This is a genomic window from Methylobacterium sp. J-067 (genome assembly GCF_022829465.1).
Taxonomy (GTDB): domain Bacteria; phylum Pseudomonadota; class Alphaproteobacteria; order Rhizobiales; family Beijerinckiaceae; genus Methylobacterium; species Methylobacterium litchii.
On record NZ_JAKSXZ010000097.1, the window covers coordinates 18401 to 44641 of the forward strand.

26 protein-coding genes are annotated in these 26241 nt (G+C 67.2%); 21 read left to right on the plus strand and 5 right to left on the minus strand.

The features are described 5' to 3' along the window. Positions 1–254: 254 nt before the first annotated feature. Positions 255–1538 carry a cation:proton antiporter gene (locus MKK52_RS11005; RefSeq protein WP_243953833.1) on the minus strand — a complete coding sequence of 428 codons (1284 nt, stop codon included), beginning with the start codon at positions 1536–1538 and terminating at the stop codon, positions 255–257. 280 nt (positions 1539–1818) lie between these two features. On the opposite strand from MKK52_RS11005, the gene MKK52_RS11010 reads away from it, so the two are divergent. From MKK52_RS11010 to MKK52_RS11035, 6 genes are all read left to right on the plus strand, one after another. Continuing rightward, entirely contained in the window at positions 1819–1977 is a 159-nt protein-coding gene (locus MKK52_RS11010) for a DUF3606 domain-containing protein (RefSeq protein ID WP_243931462.1), read from the plus strand. 182 nt (positions 1978–2159) lie between these two features. Further along, the gene (locus MKK52_RS11015; protein ID WP_243953834.1) at positions 2160–2645 is read left to right on the plus strand and encodes a hypothetical protein; all 486 of its coding nucleotides are present in this window, start codon (positions 2160–2162) and stop codon (positions 2643–2645) included. 40 nt (positions 2646–2685) lie between these two features. Then, on the plus strand, positions 2686–2949 hold the full coding sequence (locus MKK52_RS11020) for a hypothetical protein (RefSeq protein WP_243953836.1): 264 nt from the start codon (positions 2686–2688) through the stop codon (positions 2947–2949). A 69-nt stretch (positions 2950–3018) separates the two neighbouring features. Then, complete coding sequence (locus MKK52_RS11025; protein ID WP_243953837.1) at positions 3019–3273, plus strand: hypothetical protein; 255 nt, start codon at positions 3019–3021, stop codon at positions 3271–3273. Between the two features lie 97 nt (positions 3274–3370). After that, complete coding sequence (locus MKK52_RS11030; protein WP_243953839.1) at positions 3371–3532, plus strand: hypothetical protein; 162 nt, start codon at positions 3371–3373, stop codon at positions 3530–3532. Positions 3533–3652: 120 nt separating this feature from the next. Continuing rightward, positions 3653–3985 carry a GCG_CRPN prefix-to-repeats domain-containing protein gene (locus MKK52_RS11035; protein ID WP_243953840.1) on the plus strand — a complete coding sequence of 111 codons (333 nt, stop codon included), beginning with the start codon at positions 3653–3655 and terminating at the stop codon, positions 3983–3985. A gap of 270 nt (positions 3986–4255) precedes the next feature. Here MKK52_RS11035 and MKK52_RS11040 read toward each other — a convergent pair whose 3' ends face one another. Next, complete coding sequence (locus tag MKK52_RS11040; RefSeq protein ID WP_243953842.1) at positions 4256–4771, minus strand: hypothetical protein; 516 nt, start codon at positions 4769–4771, stop codon at positions 4256–4258. 553 nt (positions 4772–5324) lie between these two features. Here MKK52_RS11040 and MKK52_RS11045 point away from each other — a divergent pair. From MKK52_RS11045 to MKK52_RS11085, 9 genes are all read left to right on the plus strand, one after another. Continuing rightward, the gene (locus MKK52_RS11045; RefSeq protein ID WP_243953844.1) at positions 5325–6413 is read left to right on the plus strand and encodes an HD-GYP domain-containing protein; all 1089 of its coding nucleotides are present in this window, start codon (positions 5325–5327) and stop codon (positions 6411–6413) included. Between the two features lie 134 nt (positions 6414–6547). Further along, positions 6548–7786 (plus strand): GGDEF domain-containing protein, encoded by a 1239-nt coding sequence (locus tag MKK52_RS11050; protein WP_243953847.1) that lies wholly within the window; start codon positions 6548–6550, stop codon positions 7784–7786. 275 nt (positions 7787–8061) lie between these two features. Then, positions 8062–9753 (plus strand): methyl-accepting chemotaxis protein, encoded by a 1692-nt coding sequence (locus MKK52_RS11055; protein WP_243953849.1) that lies wholly within the window; start codon positions 8062–8064, stop codon positions 9751–9753. 105 nt (positions 9754–9858) lie between these two features. Continuing rightward, positions 9859–12582: a PAS domain S-box protein gene (locus MKK52_RS11060; protein WP_243953851.1), complete on the plus strand. Its 2724-nt coding sequence runs from the start codon at positions 9859–9861 to the stop codon at positions 12580–12582. Next, a complete protein-coding gene (locus MKK52_RS11065) occupies positions 12495–13064 on the plus strand; it encodes a response regulator (protein ID WP_243953853.1) in 570 nt (189 codons plus the stop codon). The genes MKK52_RS11060 and MKK52_RS11065 overlap by 88 nt, the downstream gene beginning before the upstream one ends. A gap of 720 nt (positions 13065–13784) precedes the next feature. Next, complete coding sequence (locus MKK52_RS11070) at positions 13785–15536, plus strand: methyl-accepting chemotaxis protein (RefSeq protein WP_243953855.1); 1752 nt, start codon at positions 13785–13787, stop codon at positions 15534–15536. Positions 15537–15732: 196 nt separating this feature from the next. Next, complete coding sequence (locus tag MKK52_RS11075) at positions 15733–15984, plus strand: DUF4113 domain-containing protein (RefSeq protein ID WP_409564656.1); 252 nt, start codon at positions 15733–15735, stop codon at positions 15982–15984. 190 nt (positions 15985–16174) lie between these two features. Beyond that, positions 16175–16729, plus strand: coding sequence for a metallophosphoesterase (locus tag MKK52_RS11080; RefSeq protein ID WP_243953857.1), 555 nt, complete (start codon positions 16175–16177; stop codon positions 16727–16729). Continuing rightward, positions 16726–17535 carry a metallophosphoesterase gene (locus MKK52_RS11085; RefSeq protein ID WP_243953859.1) on the plus strand — a complete coding sequence of 270 codons (810 nt, stop codon included), beginning with the start codon at positions 16726–16728 and terminating at the stop codon, positions 17533–17535. The genes MKK52_RS11080 and MKK52_RS11085 overlap by 4 nt, the downstream gene beginning before the upstream one ends. Before the next feature lie 367 nt (positions 17536–17902). Here MKK52_RS11085 and MKK52_RS11090 read toward each other — a convergent pair whose 3' ends face one another. Together MKK52_RS11090 and MKK52_RS11095 are read right to left on the minus strand one after the other, a co-directional pair. Continuing rightward, positions 17903–18769 (minus strand): ImmA/IrrE family metallo-endopeptidase, encoded by an 867-nt coding sequence (locus tag MKK52_RS11090; RefSeq protein WP_243953862.1) that lies wholly within the window; start codon positions 18767–18769, stop codon positions 17903–17905. 107 nt (positions 18770–18876) lie between these two features. Continuing rightward, positions 18877–19185: a helix-turn-helix domain-containing protein gene (locus MKK52_RS11095; protein ID WP_243953864.1), complete on the minus strand. Its 309-nt coding sequence runs from the start codon at positions 19183–19185 to the stop codon at positions 18877–18879. 148 nt (positions 19186–19333) lie between these two features. On the opposite strand from MKK52_RS11095, the gene MKK52_RS11100 reads away from it, so the two are divergent. From MKK52_RS11100 to MKK52_RS11120, 5 genes are all read left to right on the plus strand, one after another. Then, positions 19334–20599, plus strand: a complete 1266-nt coding sequence (locus MKK52_RS11100) for a patatin-like phospholipase family protein (protein WP_243953865.1) — start codon at positions 19334–19336, stop codon at positions 20597–20599. A 43-nt stretch (positions 20600–20642) separates the two neighbouring features. Beyond that, positions 20643–21770, plus strand: coding sequence for a hypothetical protein (locus MKK52_RS11105; protein ID WP_243953868.1), 1128 nt, complete (start codon positions 20643–20645; stop codon positions 21768–21770). A gap of 5 nt (positions 21771–21775) precedes the next feature. Next, positions 21776–24022 (plus strand): ThiF family adenylyltransferase, encoded by a 2247-nt coding sequence (locus MKK52_RS11110; RefSeq protein ID WP_243953870.1) that lies wholly within the window; start codon positions 21776–21778, stop codon positions 24020–24022. 90 nt (positions 24023–24112) lie between these two features. Next, on the plus strand, positions 24113–24556 hold the full coding sequence (locus MKK52_RS11115; RefSeq protein WP_243953872.1) for a hypothetical protein: 444 nt from the start codon (positions 24113–24115) through the stop codon (positions 24554–24556). A 247-nt stretch (positions 24557–24803) separates the two neighbouring features. Continuing rightward, positions 24804–25055, plus strand: a complete 252-nt coding sequence (locus tag MKK52_RS11120) for a hypothetical protein (RefSeq protein WP_243953874.1) — start codon at positions 24804–24806, stop codon at positions 25053–25055. 162 nt (positions 25056–25217) lie between these two features. On the opposite strand, the gene MKK52_RS11125 is transcribed toward MKK52_RS11120, so the two are convergent. Beyond that, complete coding sequence (locus MKK52_RS11125; protein WP_243953876.1) at positions 25218–25751, minus strand: hypothetical protein; 534 nt, start codon at positions 25749–25751, stop codon at positions 25218–25220. Positions 25752–26025: 274 nt separating this feature from the next. Between MKK52_RS11125 and MKK52_RS11130 the strand changes: the two genes are divergently transcribed. Continuing rightward, the gene (locus MKK52_RS11130; RefSeq protein WP_243953877.1) at positions 26026–26199 is read left to right on the plus strand and encodes a hypothetical protein; all 174 of its coding nucleotides are present in this window, start codon (positions 26026–26028) and stop codon (positions 26197–26199) included. Positions 26200–26241: the final 42 nt, after the last annotated feature.

The following is a 26241-nucleotide window of genomic DNA, read 5'->3' on the forward strand; positions in this document are numbered from 1 at the left end:
CGACGCCCGGGCCATGTCGAGGAAAAGACGGGGTTCCGGCCCGACCTCGCCTTCAACCCCTTTCCCTTGCCCGAGGCGTAACGCGTAGCGGGTGTCGTTACCCGTGATGCGTTACCTTCCGAGTCGCGCTCCCGGACACCCACGGGGCATCCCGGGTCCGAGATCATGGCCGCCAGCAACACGAAGGTGTGGAGGCTCGGCGGCTCCGACGTCGACGTCCCGTCGGATTGTATCTTCGGACAGGTAGGACGGAGCTACGGACCCGGGGCCGGGGAGAGGACGAGGTCGAGTTGCGCGCTCTCCGTGTCGCGTCCGCTTCGCCTGTCGAGGAACCGCAGCACCGGCGTCACCGTCACGCCGTGCAGCACGATGGACACCAGGACGGCGAGGCCGACCGTGGACCAGAGCAGGTCCGGCGCCTCGAACGGGGCGTGCCCAAGGGCGTAGGCGAGATAGTACACCGTACCGAGCCCACGGATGCCGAAGAAGGCGATCACGGCCCGTTCGTCGCCGGGCATACCGGATTTGGTCAAGCCGACCCATCCGCAGAGGGGACGCACGACGAGCAGGGCCAGCGCCACGAACACGGCGGCCGGCCACGTCAGTCCCGTCAGCAGGCCTCCACCGGCGAGGGCGAAGCCGAACCCGACGAGCAGGACCATCATCAGCAGCCGTTCGAGTTCCTCGGCGTAGTCGTGCATCTTGCGATGGTAGTCGTGGCCGTGGTTCGAGGCGCGAAGTGCGAGCGCCGCCGCGAAGACGCCGACGAAGCCGTAGCCGTCGACCGCCTGGACGATGCCGTAGGCGAGACAAGTGACGCCCAGCGCCACGAAGCCGTCGCCGGTGCGCGAGAGCTTCGAGACGTTCGGCAGGTGGAAGGTCAGCCAGCCGAGGGCCCGGCCGACGAGCGCGCCCAGGACCGCGCCGACCGACACCTTCCACAGGACGTCGACGGCGAGCCAATGGCCGAGGGACAGGTCCGCGGAGCCGCCCGCCGCGAGGGCGATGGCGAGGTTGACGAAAGGAAAGGCGAGGCCGTCGTTGAGGCCGGCCTCGGATGTGAGAGCGAACCGCATCTCGTCCTCCCGGCCCTCGGTCGGGTGCCCGACCTGCACGTCGGAGGCGAGCACCGGGTCGGTAGGGGCGAGCGACGCGCCCAGTAGCAGGGACGATGCGGCTCCGAGTCCGAGGAGGGTCGAGGCAAGTGCTGCGAGGGTGGCGATGGTGAGCGGCATGGCAAGCCCGAGCATCCGCCACGTCGTCGCCCAGCGCTTCCAGCCGATCAGCCGGTCGATCTTCAGCCCGGCGCCCATCAACGAGATGACAACGACGGCCTCGGTCGCGTGCTCGACCACGGGAAGGTGCTCGGCCGGGTATCGCGCCAGCCCAGCTAGGGGTGGGACGAAGGACAGCGCCGCGCCCGCCCCGACACAGCAGATGGGGAGGGACAGCGGCAACGCCCGCAGTACCATCGGCAACCACGCCGTGAATAGGACGAGTGCGCCGAAGCCGGCGACGACGAAGACGTACGGTTCCATCAGATGGCGAACCGGTCCTCGCCGGAACCGTTCCGCGGTAATCCGATGTCACCCGACGTAATGGTCGATTTCCTCGCCAAGTGGATTGGCAGGGCCGGGACCGCTTCGCATTATCAATTGGACCGGCGCGAAGGGTTTTCGGCGCGGTTGCCGGAAGACGGGCGACGTCCCTGTGCATGACCAGGAGGATGGGGCTCGGCCGCGCAACCCGTAGGCTCGACCGACGTTCGCTTGACGACCGTCCCGGTACCCTCCCGGGGCAATCAATCGGGCGTTGATCATGCAGGACGAACGTACCCATCTCGACATTCACGACCGGTCCAGCCGCGAGACCTACGCACGACAATTCGGAGTCAGCGAAGACCAGTTGCGCAAGGCCGTGCGGCTTGTCGGCAGTCGTATCAGCACGCTGCGTGGCCACCTCAAGCGGCCAGCTTGAACGCGGACCTCGGCATGCCTTCGGGGCCGCGGAGGGATCGGTCGTGGCGGCCGACCCCTCCGCATACGATGCCCAGTCGATCAGCTCGGTTGGCTCGCCCCGGATGTTGCGTCGTCGCCACGCCCCTGCGCATCGTTTGACCGGTGCGGAACGGCGGACATCGGTAACCTGTTACCCGGGCCATGGAACACTACCGGTCCACCCTGGGCACCGCCGCCATCGCCGCCATCGGCCTTTTCGTGGCCGCGCGCGTGCTGCACCCGGGCAACTTCGAGAAGCTGCCCCGGGCCGCACGACCGGTCGCGTCGCAGTCCGGGGCGGCGTCGACCTCCGTAACAGTGAGGGTCGAGCCGCCCTTCGGCATGTACATCCGGCCGAGCACCCTGTCGCCGGAGATTGCGGTGCTTGCCCCGCGTCTGACCGCGCCGCTGCCGCCCGGAATGACGATGATGCCGATCCTGTCAGCCGCGATGGCGAATGCCGTCGGTCAATCTCGGGACATCGAGGCGCGACGACAGCCGCGGGCCGCCGAGCGCGTGGTTCAATCGAAACCGCCAACGGTCTCGGGCTTGTGGACGACGCAGGCCCCGTCGAGGGGCACTCGGTCGACACAAGTCGAGACGCATGAAGTCGTGGGCCCCGAACTCCCCCGTGACGAAGATGGCTGACCCCCGGATCCGCCTACGCAATTAACCCAGGAGAAGACACATGAAGGCTCTGTTCAACGCCGGACTCGTCGCCGCCGGCCTCTTCACCGCCGTGCCTGCGCTGGCACAGAGCATCGACATCGGCCCCGGTGGCATCCGGGTCGATCCGCGTTCATCGCGCGAGCGCGAGTACGACGCCATCCGTCGGGAGGAGCGCCGGGAGGAATTCCGCGAGGAGCGCCGCGACGCCCTCCGGGACGACATCCGCCGGGAAGAACGCCGCCGCGACTTCGAGGAAGGCGTGCCGCCCCGTGACCGGTATTGAGGCCAGCGAGCGCCGACCATCCCTGAATGGCGGCAGGCATGGGTCTGCCGCGGGCGAAAGGACAACCCTTTGAAGCTTGCGAACTTGGCCCTCCTCACCACACTGGGCCTGATGGCGGCCGGCACGGCCGGGGCGCAACAGATCACGACGGGTGGCGCGGGCAACACCGGCGTAATTCCGCCCGCCCCGGTCGGCGGCGTCGGTCCCGGCGCCCGGGACCTCGGGCCCAGACCGATCACCCGGGGCAACGAGGCCAACCACAGCAACTCGTCGGTGCCCGGCACGACGCCGGACGTGAACATCGGCGGCACCCCGACAGGCTGACCACCCGGCACCGGCGGCACCTCCGGCGGCCCGTCCCTGGACGGACGTTGACCGTCGCGACCGACGCCCACCTCACGAGCCGATCAAGGATCAGAGCATGAACCTCGTCACCATCCTCCTCATCGTCCTGATCGTGCTGGCCCTCGGGGGTGGTGGCTACGGCTACTATGGCGGCGGCTACAACGGCATCGGCGGCATCGGCCTGGGCGGCGTCCTCCTCATCGTCCTGATCGTGCTGCTGGTGACCGGGCGACTCTGAACCCGGTCGCACCCGTCGCGCGGATGAACGAACCCGTCAGATCCCGGTCAGCCCCCCGGTGGCAACCTCCGAGTCATCCGGTCCGACATGGTCGGGCCGCCAACCATTGGGGATGCAGTCATGATGGGCTTGAAGGTGACGGGTCTCGCCGCGTTGATCGGCGCCGGCCTCGCCTCCTCGGCGGCGGTCGCTGCCCCGGTCGGATACGGGTTCGGGCCGCCCGGGCGCGAGGCGATCATCGAGCGGGTGGCCGGCGGCTGCGGTCCCGGCTTCCACCCCAACCCCTGGGGTCGCTGCCGCCCGAACGACTGGGGCCGGGGCGGTTGGGGCGGACCGCGCGGCGGTTACGGCTACGGGTATGGCTACCGCGGCCCGGACCGCGGCGGGTATGGCGGCTACGGACGCGGCCCGGATGGCTACGACGGCCCGCGGCGGTTCTACGGCGGGTACTGAGGCGCGCTTCCGCGACGGCATCGGAGCCCCCCGTCCAGTACGACTCCAAGTCCCCGCGTCGGCGTTAGCCGACGGGGGGACGTAGAGGCGGCTCCGGGTTCGGCCGCGTCGTCCGACCCGTAGTGTTCCGGCCGCTATTCGCGATGTCGCCCGGGCTCGGTCCCGGTGCCCTACGAGGGACCCGGGCGGAACCCGCCAAAGGTCGTACGGCTGGCCGCCCCAACCACCGCCCCAGTCGCCGCCAGGACACCGGGAAACCGAACCTGCCGCCTACGGCTTGGCCTTCGGCGCGACGAAAGGATTGGTCTCCGTCGCCGACCCGTTCTTCTGGTAACACGCCTCCAACCGGTCCAACCCCGCGGCGCTCTTATCGAGCGCCACCTTGATGGTCGCGCCCTCGCCCTTCACGTCCAGGCCATCCGCCAGCTTGAGCGACTTCAGGAACCGCTCGTCCTTGATCGGCAGGGACACCGTGTTGCCCGTGGCCGCGACCTCCGCCTGCAACGTCGAGGAACCGGCGGCCAATTCCACCGGGTAGCTCTTGCCACGCCCGAGCTTCCATTTCGGCGAGCTCATGCTCAGGTCGAGGCCGTCCCCGTCGCGGGTGAACTGGACGTCGACGCCGTCATCGGTCGTACGGGTCATCGTGCAACGCTCGAACTTCGGGCCCTTCGAGACTGCCTCGACCTTCCACGGCCCGATGGCTACCGCCTCCTCTTTCGGGGATTGGGCCATGGCCGGCATGGCGACGACGGATGAAGCGAGGACGAGGGTGGCGAGGCGCATACAATTCTCCGAGAAAGGTTCGGTTGGCCGGACCTGGCGGCTCCGTCGTCGAGTTGAGCAGCCCTGGAAACGACGTCAATCACGATTGGTGACATCCTGATGGGTCCGGCCGTCCACGGGCGAAAGAGGCAAGTCCGGCGCGAGCGGAGGGGTCGGACTTGTCGGGGGTCGGCAAGCCGTTGTCAGGAATCGCGGGCGGCACGCCCTCCGCGAGGTCGGGGTCATTGGGCATCCGTCCCTCCTTCTACGTCACGACCGACGAACGCATCGGGGTGCATCAACGCTCCCACGAACGGAAGGGCAGGCTACGCTGCACCTCTGCAGGTGTGGTTCACCGGCGATGAACGTTACCGCCAAACCGATTTGGTCGGATGATTGCGAAACTACATAGGCGCCAGTCATCGCCCCATCCGTTCGCATCGATCTGCGGCAAACTATCCGCTGGCGATGATGATTGTGTTCCCCCACTAAAGGCCAGTGATCTCGGCGTGGCCAATGATGTCCCACGGCCGATGAGCGTGAACTGATCTGGGTTATGTTTTAGACAGGGCCGATGATGGCTGAGCTTATGCTCGTAAGCGACGACATGGCCCGCGCCGAGCGACGCTTCAGGTCATTGGAAAGGATAAGCACGCTGACCGTGCTGGATCTCTACGAGCCATGTCAGCGGCTGGGTGGTACGGGCATCGTCGTAAGCGATGTCAGTGATCTGTCGGCCGATGCCGTATCACGCCTGCGAACCCTCCTCAGCCGGATACGGCCAACGAATGGCCCTTTCATCTTCATTGCGCACGTCAATGGCCCACGCGCGCTGGCCTATGCCGAGGCGCTCGGCGCGACGGCTGTCGTCTCAGCAACCGACACCGACAAGTTGACCGCCCTGGTCGAACGCCTCGTAGTTGAGGGAGGGAGCGTCCCCCTCTCCGCGAGGGTGCATGCGACGCGGGCCCGTGATTTCCTGCGGGAAACCTTCAGAACAGGCATCCTCACACCGGAGGAGGTTACTAACGGTGCCGACGCGGTCGCGTGGGCAATCGGATCTGGCGGCGTCTACGACTGGATTCGGACGGTTCGCGAATTCGACGATGCCACCCACCAGCATATCCTGCTCGTGGCCGGCATCGCGGCGGCATTCGCCGGGACGTTGGGCCTGTCGGCCATCGATAGGCACAAGGTCGTGAAGGCGGCGCTCCTACACGACGTGGGTAAGACGAGGATACCGACCGCGATCCTGAACAAACCTGGCAAGCTGGACGCGGCCGAGCTGGCCATCATGCGGACCCATGCCGTCGAAGGCCATGTGATGCTCGCCGCCCAGGGGTTCGAGGATGCCATTCTACGGGTCGCACGCTCGCACCACGAGATGCTCGACGGCTCGGGTTACCCGGACGGCTTGCATGGCGACGAGATTCCGGACCTCGTGCGCCTCATCACGGTCTGCGACATCTACGGGGCCCTTATCGAGCGCCGACCCTACCGGGCTCCGATGAGCAACGTCGCTGCCTTCGCGGTGTTGGACCGGATGGATGGTCGGTTGGATCCCGACTTGGTCCGGGCGTTCAAACCGGTCGTGACATCGCCGTCCGAGGCAAAGGGCTCCGATGCGGTCGCACGTGTCGGCGAGCGTCGGGGACCCACTTGATGCAAACCGTTCGGCGGGGCGCGGTAAGCGATTTCGATCTTTATGGGTCTTACCTGCGCCGCGACGAGACTTCGTTTCATAATCCTTGAACGGGCCCGTGATAGTCGGGAGCGGCAGAACGAAGGCCGTCGGGCATGATCGAGCAATTGCCGAGCGCGGGGACGGTCGAGGCGGCCCTGCTGCGTCCGCGGCATCGTCTCCGGATGGATGCCGACCTGGAGGCGCGCTTCGACCGATCCACCGTGCGCGCCCGCACGACGAGACTCCGGCATTTCCTGGCATTCGCCCTGTGCGCCGACATCCTGGCCATCGCGCTGGACACCTGGCACGGTGCGCTACCCCTCGGGGTCGCCGTCAGGCTGGGCGTCGTCGCCCCCGCGCTGTCGGTCGGCATGCTGCTGCTCAAGTCGGACCGCCCGTCCTGGCAACAGGGGCTACTGGCGGGTGTCCCGGTCCTTTGCGGACTCGTGAGCATCTCGCTGATCGGCCTGCTGCTCGGGGGGCGCTACGCCGAACTGTACCTGTCGGCTGCGGGCATGGCGGCCTTCTTCGTCAACGCCGCCATGCCGCTGCGTTTCTCGCACGCGGTCGTGCTCGCCGGCGCGAACGTCACGGCGACATTCGCATTCGCCGTGATGGTGAGCGCGCCTGGCGACCTCGTCGAGATCCTCGCCACCCTGGGCTTCAACGCCATCGTCATCGTACTCACGCTGCCGATGAACTTCGGGCGGGAAAGGGGCAATCGAGAGGTTTTCCTGCACGGGATGAGGGAGACACTGCAGGGCCGGGCCCTCGCCCGGGCGAACGCCGAACTCATGCGTCTGGCGACTACGGATCCGCTCACGGGACTGGCGAACAGACGGGCGTTCGATGCCCGGTTGGAGCGGGTCGCCCTGACTGCGCCGCAGGATCGGGCTTGGTTCGGCGTGCTGATGGTGGACATCGACCATTTCAAGGCCTTCAACGACAGCGCCGGGCACAGCGCCGGTGACGAGTGCCTGCGTGCGGTCGCCGGTACGCTCGCGGCGGAACCGAGCGTCACGGATGGCACGGTCGCGCGTCTGGGTGGAGAGGAATTCGCCATCCTGCTGCCCGGTGCCGACGGGGACGCCATCCTCGTGGCCGGCGAAGCCATCCGTCGAGCCGTCGAATGGCAGGCCATCCAGCATCCCGGCTTCGCGGACAGGCGTCACGTGACCGTCAGCGTCGGGGCTTCTGCCACGAGGGCCGACGGAAACGCCGCCACCGGCTCCCGGACACTCAAGCGGGCTGACGAGGCGCTCTACGCGGCGAAGGCCTCGGGGCGAAACGCGGTGTCGCTTGCCCGCGACATCGTCGAGGCCGCCCCTGCCGCCGCCATCGCGGCGGCGTGAAACTCGTGGCGATGGACGCGGGCAAACGATTGCTTCCCTAAGTTTCCGTCGTCGAGAACCACGTAAGGTAGCGTTGCCTCGGCCATGGCGACCTGAAGGTATCGTGTGCTGAATTTGCACCTAACGGCGCCAGTCTCCGAACAAACGGTTTCGTGATCGTCGAAAGGGGGAATCGGTCTAATTTGGTAATGCGTGGACTGCAGCCTGCTTCGGAGACCATCCGGCGGCCGTGCGCGCGGCGCCCTGCCGAGGTACACCCGCGCCGATCCGGTCCCATGCACCCGCACCTCACGCTGAGAACCACCCTGGCGGCCGCGTTCGGCTTCCTCGCGCTGATCTGCGTCGGCCAAGGAGGCCTATCGCTGGCGAAACTCTCCAACATCCGCCGCTCCGCGACGGAGGTTTCCACGAAGTGGCTGCCCTCCGTCATCGCTGTAACCAACATCCGCGCAAGTGCCTCGGAGGTTCGCATCAAGCAACTCCGTTCCCTGTCCCTCGCCGGGACCGCGGAGCAGCGCGCGAAGAACGCCGTCGACATGACGGAAGCACTCGACGCGTTGAATCGAGCGCGAAAGGGCTACGAGCCGATGATCTCATCCGTCGAGGAACGGGTTTCCTACGACGCGTTCGCCACGGCTTGGGACCGTTACGAGTCGGTCGGCCGGGACGCGCTGCGCCTGGCCGAGGGAGGCCGACCGGGCGACGGGCTCGCGTTGATGGGACGGCCGGAGAACATCGGCCTGTACAACGACGTTCGGCAAGCGCTGACACGCGATGTCGCCATGAACGAACGAGGGGCCCACGCGGATGCGGATGCCGTGGTAGCCGCCGCCGACGATGCCGCGACCGCGGTCTACGTCGCCGTCGCCTTCGCGCTGGTGGCCGCGGTTGCCGCCGCCACGCTCGGCCTGCTGCGGGTGTCGCGTCCGATCCAATCGATGACGGACACGATGGCCAGGCTGGCCGATGGCGATGCAGGCATCGAGGTTCCATACCGGTCGCGTGCAGACGAGGTCGGCGCGATGGCCGCCGCCGTGCAGGTATTCAAGGACAACCTGATACGCACCCGAGCGCTGGAAGCGGAGACCGCGCGGGCAAGGCACGCCGCCGAGGAACAGCGCAAGGCCGGCATGCGCCAGATGGCGGATGGCTTCGAGGGGGCCGTCGGTGGCATTATCGGCATGGTCTCGTCCTCGGCGACCGAGTTGCAGGCGACGGCCCAGTCGATGACCGCCACGGCGACGGAGACGGCCAACCAGTCGACCACGGTGGCGGCTGCCGCCGAGGAAGCCGCCTCGAACGTCAACACCGTGGCTGCCGCCGCCGAGCAGTTGGGGTCCTCCGTCCGGGAGATCGGTCGCCAGGTCAGCGGTTCGGCCGAGCTCGCGCGCCTTGCCGTGGGCGAGGCGGACCAGACCGGCATGCTGGTCAGGGAATTGAGCGCGGCCGTATCCCGTATCGGGGACGTCGTCGGCCTCATCTCGAACATCGCCGGTCAAACGAACCTCCTGGCCTTGAATGCCACCATCGAGGCCGCGCGCGCCGGTGCCGCCGGCAAGGGGTTCGCAGTCGTCGCGAGCGAGGTTAAGGCCTTGGCCGAGCAAACCGCGAAGGCCACCGGGGAGATCTCCGGGCAGATCGCGCAAGTGCAGTCCTCGACGGGAGAGGCCGTGGCGTCGATTGCCGGCATCACCGCGCGGATTCGCGAGATCAGCGGCGTCGCCACCTCGATTGCCGCCGCGGTCGAGCAACAGGGTGCGGCGACACAGGAGATCGTGCGCAACGTGAGCCAGGCTGCGATGGGTACGGGAGAGGTAACCGGCAACATCGCGGGTGTGGCTGGCGCCGCCGAGGAAACGGGGGTGGCGGCGAGCCAGGTTCTCGGCGCGGCCTCAGAGTTGTCCCGCCAGTCCGAGCATCTGACCGCCGAGGTCGGACGCTTCCTCGCGACCGTCCGTGCGGCCTGACATGTTCCTTCGCATGGCGTACCCGCCGGGCATTCCATCGGTCGCCCGACCCGGATGTGATCCCTCGTCCGGTGCCTACCCCTCGGCCGTCGTCGGTACCATCCGATGACGCCGGGACCGGGAACAATCGCACGCATCGTCGCGCTGGCGCTCGGCGTGGGCATTCCCGCCTTCGTCGGCGTTACCCTGCACCGTCAATACGAGGGGGAACTCGCCGAGGCGGGGACACGTGCCGCGAACACCGCACGCGCCATCGAGCAACACGCCGCCCGCACCTTCGAGATCATCGACACGTACCTCCGGGCCGTGGCGCCCCTGGTGGGACGGCGTGACGGTGGCTTGTCGACCGAGGCCATCCACGCGGCATTGCACGAGCAGATCGAAAGGTCGAGGCTCTACAACATCGTCATCGTCGACCGGGACGAACATGCGACGGTCGAGGGACAGACGTTTCCCGCCCGTACCCTCGACATCCATGACCGAGACTACTTCCGTGCGCTGCGCGACCGACCGACCGGGGGGCTGTTGATCGGCGACCCGGTCACCGGCCGTCTCAGCGGCAAGGTCCTGATCCCGGTCGCCCGTCGCATCGACGGGCCGGACGGGAGCTTCGCCGGCATCGTCCAGGCGACGGTCGACCCCGAGAGGTTCGAGTCGGTCTACGCCGGTATCGACAACGGCCCCGGGGCGGGTCTCAGCCTGTGGCGGTCGGACGGGACGCTCCTTGTGCGCTCCCCGCCACTTCCCGCCGTGATCGGCAAGAGCTTCGCCGACGGCGAGAACTACCGGCAGCACGTCCCGGTCAGGGATGACAAGCCGTTTTGGACGACCGCCATGACCGACGGCGTGGAGCGCGTGGTCGCCCTGGGCTTCCTCGACGATTATCCCCTGTACGTCGCTGCCGCGCTATCCCGCCAGGACGCGCTCGCCGGGTGGAGGCGTTCGGCGCTGGTGCAGGCCTCCGTGGCCGGTGGTCTCACGCTCGTGCTGGTCGCGGCGCTGCTGCAACTGGCGCGTGAGTTCGAAAGGCGACGCGTGGCCGATGCCCGGATACGGGCGAGCGAGGAGCGCTACCGCCTCCTGGCCGAGAACACGAACGACCTCATCGTGCTCAAGCCGTCGATACGTGAGCGGGCCTACGTGTCGCCGGCCGTAAGGTCGATCCTTGGATGGGGACCGGAGGAGTACGCCGCGCTGGCCCCCGAGGATCTCATCCATCCCGACGAGATGGCCGAGGTCACCGCCGTGTACGGTGCCTTGTCGCCGGACCGTCCCCAGGCATCCTACATCCATCGGCTGCGCCACAGGGACGGGCACTACGTCTGGATCGAGTCCGTCTTCAGGCTGGTAGGCCGCGTCCGGGGGGACCCGACCGTCGTCGTCTCCGGGCGGGACGTCACGGGCCGCATCGAGGCCGACCGGGCGCTGCGCGACAGCGAGGCGCGCCTGCGGCTGGTATCCGAGGCGGCGGCCGACATGATCACCCACATGGACCGGTCCGGGCGACGACTTTACGTCTCGCCCGCCAGCCGCGACCTTCTCGGCTACGAACCCCACGAGCTCGTCGGCTCATCCCCCAGGCAGATGATCCATGCGGAGGACGCCGCCGGCCTCGACCAAATCCTGTCGGACATGCTCGCCGGTACGCGGGATGGTGGCATCGTCGTCAACAGGCTGCGGCACAGGGACGGTCGCTGGGTCTGGGTCGAGTCCTCGCTCAAGCGGCTTCGGGACCCGTCCGGGGTGACGACCGGTTTCGTCTCGTCGGTACGGAACGTCGAGGCACGCAAGGCCGGCGAGGCCGCCCTGGTCGCCGCTCGGGAGGGGGCGGAGCGCGCGAGCGAGGCGAAGGGTGAGTTCCTGGCCGCCATGAGCCACGAGATCCGGACGCCGCTTAACAGCGTGATCGGCTACGGTGACCTCCTGCTCGGCGAGCCCGGCGTGCCGCCGCGGGCCCGTCTCCACGCCGAGCGCATCCGGGCGGCCAGGGCCGCCTTGCTAACCGTGGTGGACGACATCCTCGACTTCTCGAAGATCGAGGCGGGGCAGGTCGAGATCACGCCACGCCCCTTCGCGTTGCGCGACTTGGTCGACAATGCGTCGGAGATGGTCCGCGGGCCGGCCGAGGCCAAGGGATTGGCCCTCAGCTTATCGTTCGCGGAAGACCTGCCGAGTCACATGCTCGGGGACCCGGACAGATTGACGCAAATCCTGCTCAATTTGCTCGGCAACGCATGCAAATTTACCCATGCCGGTAGGGTGGACCTGGAGGTCCGTGCGGTCGGCGTCACGGATGGACGGGTGCGATTACTCTTCCGCGTTGACGACACCGGCGTGGGCGTCCCCGCGTCCCGGAAGGACAGGCTGTTCCGGAAGTTCTCCCAAGCGGACGGATCGATAAGCCGCGATTTCGGGGGGACGGGCCTCGGCCTGGCCATCTGCAAGGCGCTGGTGGAGGCGATGGGCGGAACCATCGGTTTCGAGAGCGAAGCCGGGATGGGCTCGACGTTCTGGTTCGAGGTCGCGCTTCCGCCCGCGCCGCGGGAGGTCGCGGAGCGGCAACCCGATGGCCCGACGACCGGGCGCGTCCCACGGCACTTGCTGCTTGCCGACGACGTCGAATTGAACCGCGAACTCGCGTACGAGATCCTGACCCGGGCCGGACATGTCGTCGATACGGAGGGGGGGACGGTGCCGCTGCGGTGGCGGCGGTCCGGACGAGGCCCTACGACCTCGTGCTCATGGACGTGCAGATGCCGGTGCTCGACGGTATCGCCGCGACGCGCCAGATACGGGCGTCGGAGGGTGGCTCGTCGCGCATACCGATAGTCGCGATGACCGCCAACGTTCTGTCCGACCAGGTCGCTTCCTTCCTCGCGGCCGGCATGGATGACCACGTCGGCAAGCCGTTCCAGGTGGACCGGTTGCTCGACGTCATCGACCGGTTGACCGTCGTCGACACCACCGCGGAGACCGTGCCACCCACAATCGACCCCGCAATCCAGCTCGAACTGACTGCGATGGTCGGTCAGGAGCGGTTCCATCGGATGCTTGCGATGCTGGCGGACGAACTCACGCAGCGTTTCCCGGACAAGACCGACACCGACCGCGTGCAACTGGCCTACGATGCGCACGCGATGGTCTCGGCAGCGGGAGCACTGGGTTTCCTCGAACTGGCAGGAGTCTGTCGGGATATCGAGAAGGCTTGCACCACGGGTACCGACTACACCTCGATGCTGCCGACCCTGGGGAACCTGCGGGACCGAACGCTCCATGAGATCACCACCCTACGTACCGCGGACGCCGCATAGGCGTGGCCCGCCCGTGGGCGGCGTCGTTCCTCGACTGCGACGAGCCCCGACAGGAGCGGGTTCAAACGGTGTCGTCCTGCAAAGGTGGCTCGCTGTGTGGTGAAGGGGCGAGAGCGAACGCTTTCCCTGGTCGAGAAGTCCCGCCCGGCCAAACCCTCTTCCGGGACGGGATACCCTTCCGACCTTTGAAAGGTCGCTGGACGTCATGCCGCAGGCTATTGAGCAAAAACGCATACGTAAGGCGGGGCGTTTCACGCGATGTTTCAGAGATCCTCAATAGGGTTTCTGCATTCCGGGAGACTAAACATGGCTGCGGAACACGCATGCCGTAAGGTTCAGGCCAGGGATGGAAAGACAACGACAGCCTCTCGTCCGGCGTGACTGCGGAGCCGTACTGGGGACGGTCGCGACCGCCGTACTTCTCGTCCTGTCTTGCGGCATAGCTCCGGTCGCCCTCGCGCTGGCGCCACGCCCCGGTGAAACGGTCATCGTGCTGACGCTCCGACCGGACGCCGCAATCCCGCGTCCGATCCTGGGGTCGAACGCCAGGATACTGACCGTCTCGCCGCAGGGTCACTTCGTGACCGTCCCCGATGCATCGCGTGACCTGGTGGCCGATCTCTACCGTAACGGCGCGACGCTCGTCCTAGCCGCCGCTCCACTCATTGGTTGCCTTCCCCGGGGCACCCTCTCCCCCTCATTTTGGACCGAACGACGCCCATGATCCCGGAAGATCGCCTACACAGGCTTCGCCGTGCCTTCCAGCCGGTCATGCTGACGACCCTGGTCTGCCTGGGCGCAATCGTCGTCACGACGGCATGGACGCTCGACTCGGCGCCATCCGGCGTCGCCCTGGTCGCCGGCATCATGGTCGTAGCCTCCTTCACCGCCGCCCGGCTTCATCCGGCTGCCCTCCTGACGCGTCACCTCACCTCGTCCGTGCTGATGGCGCTCGTCAGCCTGATGGTGTTCGCGGTCGCGGGTACGCACGTGCAGATCGACATGCACATGTTGTTCTTCGCCGCCCTCGCCATCACGGTCGGCTGGGCGTGCTGGTCATCGGTTCTCGTCGCGTCGGCAGTGATCGCAACCCATCATCTCGCATTGAACGTGGCCTACCCCATGGCCGTGTTCCCGAACGGAGCCGAGTTCTCCCGCGTCGTGTTGCATGCCGCGGTCGTTCTCGTGGAAGCCGGCGTCCTCATGCTGGCGGCACGACAGCTTACGGTCGCCCTTGCGGCATCGGAACAGGCGACCAGGCAGGCGCACGAGAGCGCGGCGGTTCAACGCCATGTCGAGCAGACGGCACAGCAGGAACGAGGACTGGAGGTGTTCCGGCAGCAGTCGCTCGCGGAGACCGTCGCGCGGTTCCGCACCGTGCTGGGCCGCATCGAGCGGAGCGTCCAGGAAGAGGCGGCGGGCATGGCGCGGACCGCGCGGGTGCTCAGCGGCGTCTCCGCGGACTCCCTGCGCCAAGCCGGCTTGGCGCAGGCGTCGGCGTCGAGCACGACGGACGCGGTCATCGCCATCTCGACCGGTGCGGAGGAACTGACGGCTTCGATGAACGAGATAGCCGCGAGCGCGGACCAGGCACTCCTGCGTGTCGGCAGCATGGGCGAGGCGGCCCGGGTGTCGCGTCGCGAGGTCGAAGGGCTGGCGGTCATCGCCGACCGCATCGGCACCGTGGTGGGCTTGATCAAGGCGGTCGCCGGTCAGACGAACTTGCTCGCGCTCAATGCGACCATAGAGGCGGCGCGGGCAGGCGAGGCCGGCAAGGGGTTCGCCGTGGTTGCGGCCGAGGTCAAGGCCCTCGCCGGGCAGACGGGGCGCGCCGCGGACGAGATCGTGGAGCAGATCGGCGCGATCCAGGGCGCGGCCGGCCAGACGGTTGGCTCCGTGCAAACCATCGCCAACGGTGTCGGCGAAATCGAGGAACTGGCCCAGGCCATCGCCGTCGCCGTCCGCCAGCAGCAAGCGGCGACCGCGGAGGTCTCCCGTACGATCATGCGCGTGGCCCGTGACAGCGCCCAGACCCGAGCGAGCGCCGTCGAGGTGACCGAGGCGACGCGCCAGACCCGGACACACGCCGATCACGCGCTCGCCGCCTCGCGAACGTTGGAAGATGTCGCAAGCTCGCTCACCCGGTCCGTGGCGGCATTCGCGGCCGACGTCACCGCGGACTTGATTGAGAGACGGACGGCACTCCGCGTCCGCGTGGACGAGAATGTCACAGCCGTGATCCGCGGCCGGCGGTGCGAGGTCCGCACCCTCGATGTTTCTGAGCGCGGCGCCTGCATCGCACTCGATGGCGGTTTGACCGTGGGCGAGAGCGTTGTGCTTGAGTGGCCGGGAGGCCGTCGCATCGAAGCGACGGTCGCGTGGACTTCTCCCAGGGCAGTGGGCCTGGAACTCGCCCGGTCCATCGAGCATCCCGCCTTGTCGTCAATCCGGCCGACTACGATGGTTGCGTAACGGACACCAACGCACGGGCTGGTTGCGGGCGTATAGCCTGTGCCACCAGTGCACGATCCCCAGCGACGAATGTTAATGACAATAATGGGACGCTACCATCGTGTCCGGGCACTCGTGTCCGGCACGTGGCTACCTCTACCAGTTTGCATGACTTCCGAAAGACCTGGTGGGACGGCGACCGGTATTCCAAGACGGGGTGATCACGAACGATCTCGTACCGCTGGCGGCCTTGGCGCGCGCCTTACCGGGCCTTGCACAACTCGACCGGGAGCACGGGGCGGCACTGATGGGCGCCCTCGACGCCTGCAACTGCCCGCTCGGGCGCGGGCCTGTCGTCCCGGGCGGCGACGGGTTCGCCCCGAAGGGGGAATGGTCGACTAAGTTCGACATGCGCTCGCAGCGGTACACCACTCGGGTCGACGAGGTGCCCGTGGTGATGGCGGCATGAACGGCCTACGGCCTTGCGGGGCCGACGCGTTGTGGATCCGCGTGTCCTCCCCTTGCCCGCGGTTGCGGGCCAGGACACCCTGGCTGAACCCTCGCCAAGGAACATGCGGATGATACGCGCGGACTCGCACCCGACCGATTGACCCCGGAGTGCCGCTGCGTGCCGAGCCTCCGCTTACCCGGAGGCCGACATGGCCCTTACCTTCTTCACCGCCGATCATCACATCGGGAATGCGGGCATCCTCTCGCCCAGGATGGACGCTCCCCGGCCATTCACGTCCATCGCCGAACACGACGAGACCCTTGTTGCCTGCTGGAACGCCGTCGTGCGCCCCGACGATACGGTCTGGCATCTCGGCGACTTCGCCTACAGGTGCCGGCATGGGCATGCACTGCGCGTCTTCCACCGGCTGAACGGGCGAAAGTTCCTCGTCCGTGGCAACCACGACAAGATCGGCGAGTCCCTACCGTGGGATGGCCCCGTGATGGGCGTCGCCCGCATCCACGTCCAGGATCCGGGCATGCTGTCCGCAGTCGGGTTGTGGCTGTCGCATTATGCCCACCGTACGTGGCCGCACAGGCACCGCGGCGACCTCCATCTGTACGGCCACAGCCACGGCAGCCTGCCGGCCATTCCGGCCAGCCTCGACGTGGGCGTCAACTGCTGGGGATGGACGCCCGTGACCGTGCCGCAGGTCCAGGCCCGGCTGGCCGAGCTGTTCCCCGACGCGGGAGACGAAGCGTGACGCGCCTCTGGGTCTTCTCCGACCTGCACCAGGACTGGCCTGTGAACGCTTGGGACCCAACCACGCACGCGACGGCCGGGGGCTTCGACGTGGCCGTCGTCGCCGGCGACGTGCACATGCCGCTGGTCCGGGCCCTCGACTGGCTCGGCGACCGCATGACCGGAGTCCCGGTCGTCTACGTGCCGGGCAACCACGACTTCTGGTGGGACCGCGGCGAGGAGCGGTACACCGTCCGGGACCAGATGGAGCGGGGTCTGGACCGCGCCGCCGCGCTCGGCATCCACCTGTTGACGGACAGCGAGGTGCTGGTCGACGGCACGCTGTTCATCGGCGGCACGCTCTGGACGGACTTCCGCCTCGGCTCCCGCTCGCTGACGCACGCCTTCCGCTCCGCCCAGGGCCGCGACGGCGCGGTCAACTACCGTCGCATCCGGACCGGGCCCCGGTCCCGCGACCGGATCGAGCCCGGCGACGTGCTCGCCATGCACCGGGCCACCCGCGCCTTCATCGACACGGGTCTCGCCCACCCGCACGGCGGCCCGACCGTGGTCGTCACCCACCACGCCCCGCACCCCGGCAGCCTGCCCTCCCGGCATGCCCATCTCGCCTGGTGCGACGCCTCCGACCTGACCCCGCTGCTCCATGCGAGGGGGCCGGATCTCTGGGTGCACGGGCACGTCCATCGGCACGCCGACTACCGCGTCGGGCGAACCCGGATCGTGTGCAACGCCAGGGGCCATGTCGAGGAGGAGACGGGGTTCCGGCCCGACCTCGTCGTCGACCCCTCTCCGTCGTCCGAAACGTAACGCGTAGCGGGTTTCGTTACCCGTGATGCGTTACCCTCCGAGTCGCGCTCCCGGACACCCCCGGGGCACCCCGGGTCCGAGGTCATGTTCTCCCCTGTCCACGTCATCCTGCCCTTCTCGGACGTCCCCCCGGCCGAGGCCACCCGCCGCACCTAGACCCGGACCTTCTTGTCGCCCCTCAACGCCCGCAGCTTGTCCGCGACGCGAAAGACCTCTGCCCTGTCCACCATGACCGCCGCCCCGAAACCGTTCAGGGCGTCTTGGACACGGGGCGTGAAGAAGCGGTCGCCGGTTCTCGCCCCGACACGAATGCCTCTATCTGATCGAAAGGCGGCCCCCTCCTGATAGAAAGCACGCCTGGCGATGCTCAGGCTCGACCGTTCGCCTCGAATCTGTCCACCACGTCAGGTTCACGCTCCTCCACGACACTCCACCGGGGCCGTCCCCCGCCAAGATGCAGTATGGTGATGACCTGCTCGATGGCGGTTGCATGCACCGTGTATTCCTCGACCTCCTCGTCGAACCAGACCCCGGAGGGATGGCTGATGCCCGCCCGGCACGCTTCCGCCAGATCCGGCCGCGTCGCGCCGGCGCCGGCGGGGATCTCGTGCGGGGCACCCGACGTCCTAATGAAACGACCGGACTTGAACGCCGGCTCGCTCGACCTCGCCCAGAGAGCATACCCCTCCGTCGAGACGACCATGAGCGACCGGCGCTCGGTGACTTCGAGCCACCTCAGCGTCGCTGCCGTCAGCGACACGCCGTACCGCTCGGCCAGCGCGCCGAGGTCGGCCAGGGTAGGCTTGGCAATGGGATCGATCTGTCGTCGCAGGTCGTGAAGGGGCATAAGAAGCGCGGCGGCGAAGCTGTCCGCCTCCTTCTCGATGTCCTTACCGGCACGGCGGCTGACGTCTTCCTCCTTGCAGTAGATGCCCTGGGGCGGAATGCGGTCGCGGTGGAGCAGGTAGTGCGCAACCTCGTGCGCGACCGTGAACCGGCGCCGGCCCGGCGACGCGGTGGAGTTGCTCACGACGAGCCAACCGCAGGGTTCCTCACGCACCGGCACCAGCGCGCCCTCGAACCCCCTCAGGGGCCGGCTGACAATCTCAAGCACCGGGTCGTCCGGCGAGATGACCCGGGAATATTCGAGGATCAGTTCCTCGACGTCGACCGGGTAACGGTCGGCCCCCTTCACAGCGTCGAGCATTTGGGTGAGCCGGTTGGCCCACCTCATCGGCGTCATCTCGGATGAGTCTGGCATTGACCGGAACCTGAATCCATGACGGTCCAGGCTCGCAGCCAAGCAAGCTCGGGGCAACGCCCGCGGGCGTTGCGGGACGACTATTTTCTGAAGGTCTCGGTGATCCGGCGGATCTGATCCTTCACGTCCGGATCGAGGCCTTTGTACTTCCGGAAGAAAGCCTCGTCCTCCGCGGTCATCAAGTCGGCCTTGGCGTCCATCAGGTAATCGGCGGTGACGCCGAGCGCCTTCGCGATCCGGTCGATCTTCTCGGCCGATGGCCTAGGCGGATTCTTGTTCTCCACCTCCCAAACGTACGACTTGCTGGAGCCTGTCATCTCGGCGAGCTGATCGAGCGTCAGGCCCGCCTTCTTCCTCAACTCCTTGATCTTCTCGCCGAACGTCGCCACCGCGGCCTGCCTCCCCTCACGAACCGGTCGAACCGAAAAGTTCGGCGTAGACTAACACCTGGGCCTTGCAAAGCGCTACAACGACACGCATGTTCGGTGTAGACATACTTTATGGTTCGCTACCACGGTGGCGTAGCGGGAGCACGCGATGCAGCCGGAGAATTGCCCGAAGCCTGGCCGCGAAGCCGACCCGACGTCCCGGGAGAACGGAACGGAACCGCCGGCCACGACCGTCTCGGACGCGACGTCGGCCGGCCAACCACCTGGGCTGCCGATCCGCTTGGCGCTCTCCGGCGGAGGCATACGCGCCGCGGCCTTCCATGCGGGGGTGCTGAAACGCCTTGCCGAGGAGGGCCTTCTGGAAAGGATCACGCACGTTTCGACCGTATCCGGCGGAAGCCTGCTCGTTTCGGCCCTCATGTCGTTCAACGAACATGCGTGGCCCGGCTCGGCAGCCTACCTTGAACGAACATACCCGTCCCTCCGCAACCTCCTGACGACCGTCGATCTCTTCACGGTGAGGGCGGTCGGATGGCGCGGTCTGTTCCGTTTCAACAGAAGAATACTGACGCACCGGGCCAGCGTGCTTGCGGATCTCCTGGCCGAACGCTGGGGCGTCACCGGCCGCGTGCGGGACTTGCCGGAGAAGCCCGCCTGGCTCATCAACACGACGTCCCTCCACAGCGGCAAGTGCTGGAGGTTCTCCGCTAGGGAAATGGGGGACTGGGTGTTCGGGCGTCATTACGCCCCCGACATCCGATTGGCGGATGCGGCCGCAGCATCGGCAGCCGTCCCCTACGTCCTGGGCGCCCTCTGGATCGACCTGCCCAAGGAGGGTTGGTTCCAGACCGATCCGGCGACGCGCAAACCGCTGAAGCGGACCCAACCTGACGTGGACAGGATCGGGCTTTGGGACGGGGGCGTCTACGAGAACCTTGGACTGGAAGCGATCTACAAGCCCGGAATAGCGCCGGACCCGGCGGCGTTCGTCATCTGCAGCGACGCTTCCGGTCCGGTCCCGGCGTACGGCTCGGCCTCCCCATTCGCCATCTTCAAGGGACGCCTCGCCGGTCCCCGACTCTTCGACATCGCGAGCGACCAGATCCGGGCCCTAAGGTCTAGGATGTTCATGAGGGACGTCGACGCCAAGGTCGTCACCGGCGCCCTCTTCAAGATGGGCGTGTCGATCCGGGACGTCGACATCAAGGAAGGTCGCTCGCGCGACGGGCGGGAATACGACGCTTTCCTGAACGACGCCGAGGTCCGCGCAGCTCTCGGCCATCCCACGGACCTTAAGGTTATGACGCCCGCCGCGTTCGAACGCATCGCACGGCACGGCTTCGAGGTGGCCGACACGGTCCTCACGACGCATTCGGCTGCCCTGTTCCCACGGACGCTTGAGTGGCGCCCGTAGACGAAATGCACGCCTGAACCCAAGGGAATGAGGAGCCTTCGAGATGACCGCCTACGCGACCTTCTATCCGCTCGGAAACGCCGACAGCACCTTGCTTGAGCTCGCCAACAAGCAGTTGCTGCTCATCGACTTCGGCAATCAGCACAATCCCGACGATCCGTACGAGAAGCGCTGCGATCTCGCCAAGGAGTTGAGGGCGGTCCTCCGCAAGGCGGGGCGGGACAACTTCGACGTGGTCTGCTTCACGCACCTCGACGACGACCACTGCCAGCGCATGGGCGAGTTCTTCTGGCTCCGGCACTCAACCGCGTACCAGGGAGAGGACCGCGTCGAGATCGACGAGCTGTGGGTGCCGGCCTGTGCGCTGACGGAAACCAATCTCGATGGCGATGCCCGCCTCATTCGACAGGAGGCGCGCCATCGCCTCCGCGAGGGGAAGGGGATTCGCATCTTCTCCCGCGCCGACCGCCTCAAGACGTGGATGGTAGCGGAGGGCATGGACTTCGAAAGCCGGAAGCACCTGTTCGTCGACGCGGGCAAGCTCGTGCCCGGTTTCGCCAAGGATGGCCCGGAGGCCGTCGAATTCTTCGTCCACAGCCCCTTCGCCTGGCGCCAGGACGAGACCGTGGTCCACGACCGCAACGGCGACAGCATCGTCTTACAGGCCGTCTTCGTGGACGGCGGGAAGGAATCGTATGCGTTGTTCGGCTCGGACGTCGACCATATGGTCCTGGCCGAGATCGTGAACATCACACGCGGCTACGGAAACGACGACCGCCTACGTTGGGACCTGCTGAAGCTGTTCCACCATTGCTCGTACCTGTCCCTGGGGCCGGATCGCGGTTTGACCGAGACCGTGGCGGCGCCCGAGGTGAAATGGCTCTTCGAGACCCAGGGGCAGAACCGCTGCACCATCGTGTCGCCGAGCAAGCCCATCCCGCTCCCCGGATCGCCTGAGGACAAGTCCACCCAGCCGCCCCACCGCCAAGCGGCCAATCACCATCGCCGCGTCGTCGGCGACAAGCTCGGGACGTTCATGGTAACCATGGACCAGACCGCAAACCCACCGAAGCCCCTGCGGTTCGAGATCGACCGCTACGGCATCGGCCTGGTGCTTGCAGCCCCGACCGTCGCGACCGCCGCCACCTCCAAGCCCGCCCGCCAGGGTTGAGCGCCATGGCCTGGATCGACGAGTGGGCCGTCATCGCCATCGACGACTTGGTTACGAGGCAGGCGAGGGCCATCGACGCCTACATGCGCACGGCCCCGGACATCGCCACCGTGGTCGAAGCGCGCCGACATCCCGCCGGGCCGGAGATGCTCCTCGTCGATATCAGGACCGGGGTGCCGCAGCGGCCCGTCGTACCTATCGAAAGGGTCGAGAGGATCGGCATCGCCCTTGGCGCCGAGGAAGCCATGCCCTTCGTGGTGATGCTTCGGGAGGACTTTCCGGACACGGAGCACCAACAGCTGGTGCCGGAGGGCTTTCCCTCCGCATTGTGCATCGACGACCGTCCCTGGGACGAGGCGCGCCTGACCTGGTCCCCGGCGGAACTGCTGCAGCGCGTCCACCTCTGGTTCCGGCGTGCCGCCCGAGGCGAATTGCACGACCCCCACCAACCCGTGGACCCCTTCTTAGGGCTCTCTCCCCTGAAGATCGTCGTGCCAACCTCTGTCCTGTCCGAGACGGACGGCGTGGAGCTAGTCGGTTTCAGAACCAGCGATGACGATCCCGACGTCCTCATGGTCATGCCTGTCAATTCCATGCCGAGGAGCGCGGACGCGAGCCGCATCATCCCGGTGGCCTACACCGTGCCCCCGGAGCGGATGACCCGCATGCGGCGGGCACCGCGCGATCTGGCAGCGCTCGCTGCGGTGCTTGTGGACCGCGGCGTCGCGATCATCCCTGACCTCCAGGAACGTGTGAGGCGTTGGGCCGGGTCCGAAGCAAAGGACCGGGCGCGCCTCAACGGGGCGCTGGCCCTGATCGTCGCAATGCCGGTCGTCGCTCCGAATGGCGACCTTCCGGGGCTGATCGACCTCCGGGTCTTCATCACGCAGAAGACGATCGGCGAGGTCGGGGTCGCCCTCGGCATCCTGCTCCCGGACCAGGATGAGAACGCGGCATCCGGTTTCGTCCGTGCAATCCCATCACGCGACGTCGACGGCTCGCAGTTGGCCGGATGCGTCGTGGAGATGGCGCAGGTCCATCGTGCGTTCGACGCGGGGTTGGCCGCCACCTTGGGTGGCCGGCAGGCGTCGGACGCGCGGAAGGTGGTCATGGTCGGGGCAGGCGCCATTGGCTCCCACGTCGCCGAAAGCCTTGTCCGGGAGGGACGATACGAATGGTGCATCGTCGACGACGACCGGCTGCTGCCCCACAACTTGGCACGTCACACGCTGGGGGCCATGCAGGTCGGGCAAGTTAAGGCGGCCGCGCTCGGCCATCACCTGAACGCCGTCTTCGAGCCCACGGCAGCCGGCTCGGTCACGAGGGTCATCGGCTGCAACGTCCTCCGTCCCGGGCCCCACGCCGACGACCTCGGCGATGCGCTCGCGCAGGCGGCGGTCATCATCGATGCCTCGGCCTCGGTCGCGGCGAGCCGACATCTCTCCGACCTCGCCGTGCCCGGCCGTCGTGCAAGCATCTTCTTCAACCCCTCCGCCGAAGCCACGGTGGTCCTCGTCGAGCCCGAGGATCGCTCGATCACGCTGCGCGACCTTGAGGCCCAGTATTATCGGTCCGTGCTGCTGATCCCCGCGCTGGAGCGACACCTTACGGCCACGGGCGAGAGGTTCGCTTACACGGGGGCGTGTCGGGCGGTGACGAACCGCGTCCCGGAATCTCGCGTCGCCCTTCTGTCGTCGCTGGCCGCCATGGGCCTCGCGCGGGCCCTGGATGCCCCCGGCCCCTCAATCGGCATCTGGACCCTCGCCGCGGATGGCGGCGTGTCCGTCACGGCGCCGGTTGTCGCCCCTGTCGAGCGCCACCGCCTCGTGGGATGGGAGATCACCATCGACGCCGAGGCGCGATCCGCGATGGTCGACATGCGGGAGGGCGCCTTACCTGCCGAGACCGGCGGCTCCGTCATCGGCGTGGTCGATGGCTCGGCGCGGAAGATCCATATCGTCGAACCCTTGCCGCCTCCGCCCGACAGCAGGGGGACGCCGGCCGCGTTCGAGAGGGGCATCGAGGGCCTCTCCGACGACGTGACCGGCAAGATGGCCAGGGTCATGGACATGGTCCGGTACGTTGGGGAGTGGCATTCGCACCCCTTCCGACATCCCGTGGACCCGAGTCCCACCGATATCGTCCAACTCTGCCACACGGCCATCGACACCGCCTTAGACGGCCTGCCCGGGCTGTCGCTGATCCTCGGCGACGACGGGCTGAACGTGGTGCTGGCCGAAATGGTCGGATGAGCGGCAGGAGCAATGCGACCGCTGCCGATCCAGCGAGGGGTCGAACCGAGCCTCGCCCACCCAGCGCAAACCGGATGAATGGGGTTCCGGATGGTGACGCGTTTCAGGGCTTACCTATTGGGTACGGAGGGGTCCTCCGTCTCGTACTTCGCCAACAGGCGCTTCACCGTCATCGAAGGTCGCTTGAACGTGTGCAACCGAAAAACCTTGCTTTCCGAGATGGAGATCTGCGGGGTCACCCACGCGAACGACCTGGATGTGACGAACTGGGACGCGGACCACTGTGCTGGCTCCGAGCTTGAGGCACTACTGGGCCTTGTGAGACCGTCGCGGATCCACTGCCCGGGATACGTTCCGCATACCGTCAACGGCGACACGTGCCTCGCCATCATCGAAGCCTACCGTCACGAGATGCGGTTCTCCAATCGGGGCGCCTCCGTTCGACAGATCACGCCGGCGTTCATCGCCAACCTCGATCATGCGCGCGACCTCGCGTTCCAGGAAACATACGACAGTACGTTAGCCGACATTTAAAGATATTCGACGCTTGTCCGGTAACGATCAGGGTCCGTTAGGTGCTCATGATCTTCCGTTACACAATCGGCGTGTAACGGGGCGCTGCCAGGGTTACGAATTGGGGGCCAACAGGGGGACTCGTGGATGCCCGTACGTACCGGCCATCCACAGGCCTGTAACGGACGGTAAGGCATGCCGACGGTTCCCCCTAGACAATGGAGCCGCGATGCCGCCCCCTGGCCGACTCGGACGAATGGAGACGGTCATGGCGACGGGCGAGCATTTTGGCGAGAACGCGGAGACCATCGCCTACGGCATCGCCGCACTCCTGGCCGACCGCGCCATCGAGATGCGTGCCCGTACGGCAGCCCGGATGACCGACGAACTGGCGGCCGCCATCATCCTGAAGCGTCGGCAGGCCAAGGCGACCATCGCCCGGAACGCCGAACTCGCCCGGGCCCGCGCAGACGGTGAGCGCCGGCGTCGCCTCATCCTCGCCGCCGCCGCGGGGCGGTAGCACCACGTGGTCACGCAGGCGCATCACGTGATGCTCACAGATGCTCACATGGAAAGAGTCCATCCCTAAAATGCACTGGACCCCATTTATCTCGGAGTGCTTCCGGACAGCGAAAAGCCCGCCCCGGTGACCGAGACGGCCTTCATCGTCTCTGGGATGGTGTCAGACGGCTAGCTTTTCGTCGAGGTCGTCCAGCAGGTCCTGGATAACGGCGAGGCTGAATGCCCTGTTGGCCTCCTCGACGTCCTCGGTCCGTTCGTGGTCCCGCAGGTCGAGTGCCAAGTTCAGTATCCTGGCCCCGTGCTGGGCCACGGTCGGGACCGGCGGAAGGCCGGGAATCGTGTCCCGGTGACACAAGAACCTGCCGATGTGGTCCGGGAATTTGCTGACCAGCTTCACGCGCTCGGTGACGGTGAGCCCCTTCACGTAGTGCTCCAGGTGAGACGGGAGCGGCTCTGACGGTCCCCCGCCGGCGAACGGGGCGAGCGTCGCCAGCACATCGAGGCCCAGCCTCTCGTGGGGTGTCATCTTCGCCGCGGGAGCCTCAGGGGCGGCAACCGGTGCCTCGATGGCGTCGGCCTCGGCCAGTGCCTCGGAGACGTCGGGCGAGGGCGCGCCGAGTATGGCCCTCGTCACGCGCCACGTCCACGACACCCCATCCCATACTAGGGCCCGGGCCATGGCCAGGGTCGCCATGATCAGTCTCATCAGCCTCCGCATCGGTATTCTCCCGTAGTCGAGGCCGTAATAGTGCTACTCCCCTACGCAAGGAACCAGCGCCGAAGCGTCCGCGCGATTTTTATTCGAAAACACTAAAAATAAAACGTCAGGACCTGCTCTTGCGGCGACGCGCCGACGCTACGATCAATACAGCACCGCCACGCGGTTCCCCTTTCACCCCGGTTTAGTAGAGCGTCTACTCGTGTCCATCCTGTGCCGCGAGCAAGTGCTCGCTAGGCTGGAGATGCGTGTGCGCGCAGCGGGAGGCCCCGTGGCCTTCGCGCGCCGCCATGCGCTGTCCCACGCATACGTCGGCGACGTCCTCGCCACCCGCCGCGGCCCCGGTCCCGGCATCCTCCGCGCCCTCGAGCTTCGGCCCGTGGAGACCTCGTACGAGAGGGTCGAGGATGCACCCCATGGCTGACGCCCCCGCGACCACCTCCCTGCACCCCGCCGACGATTTTTC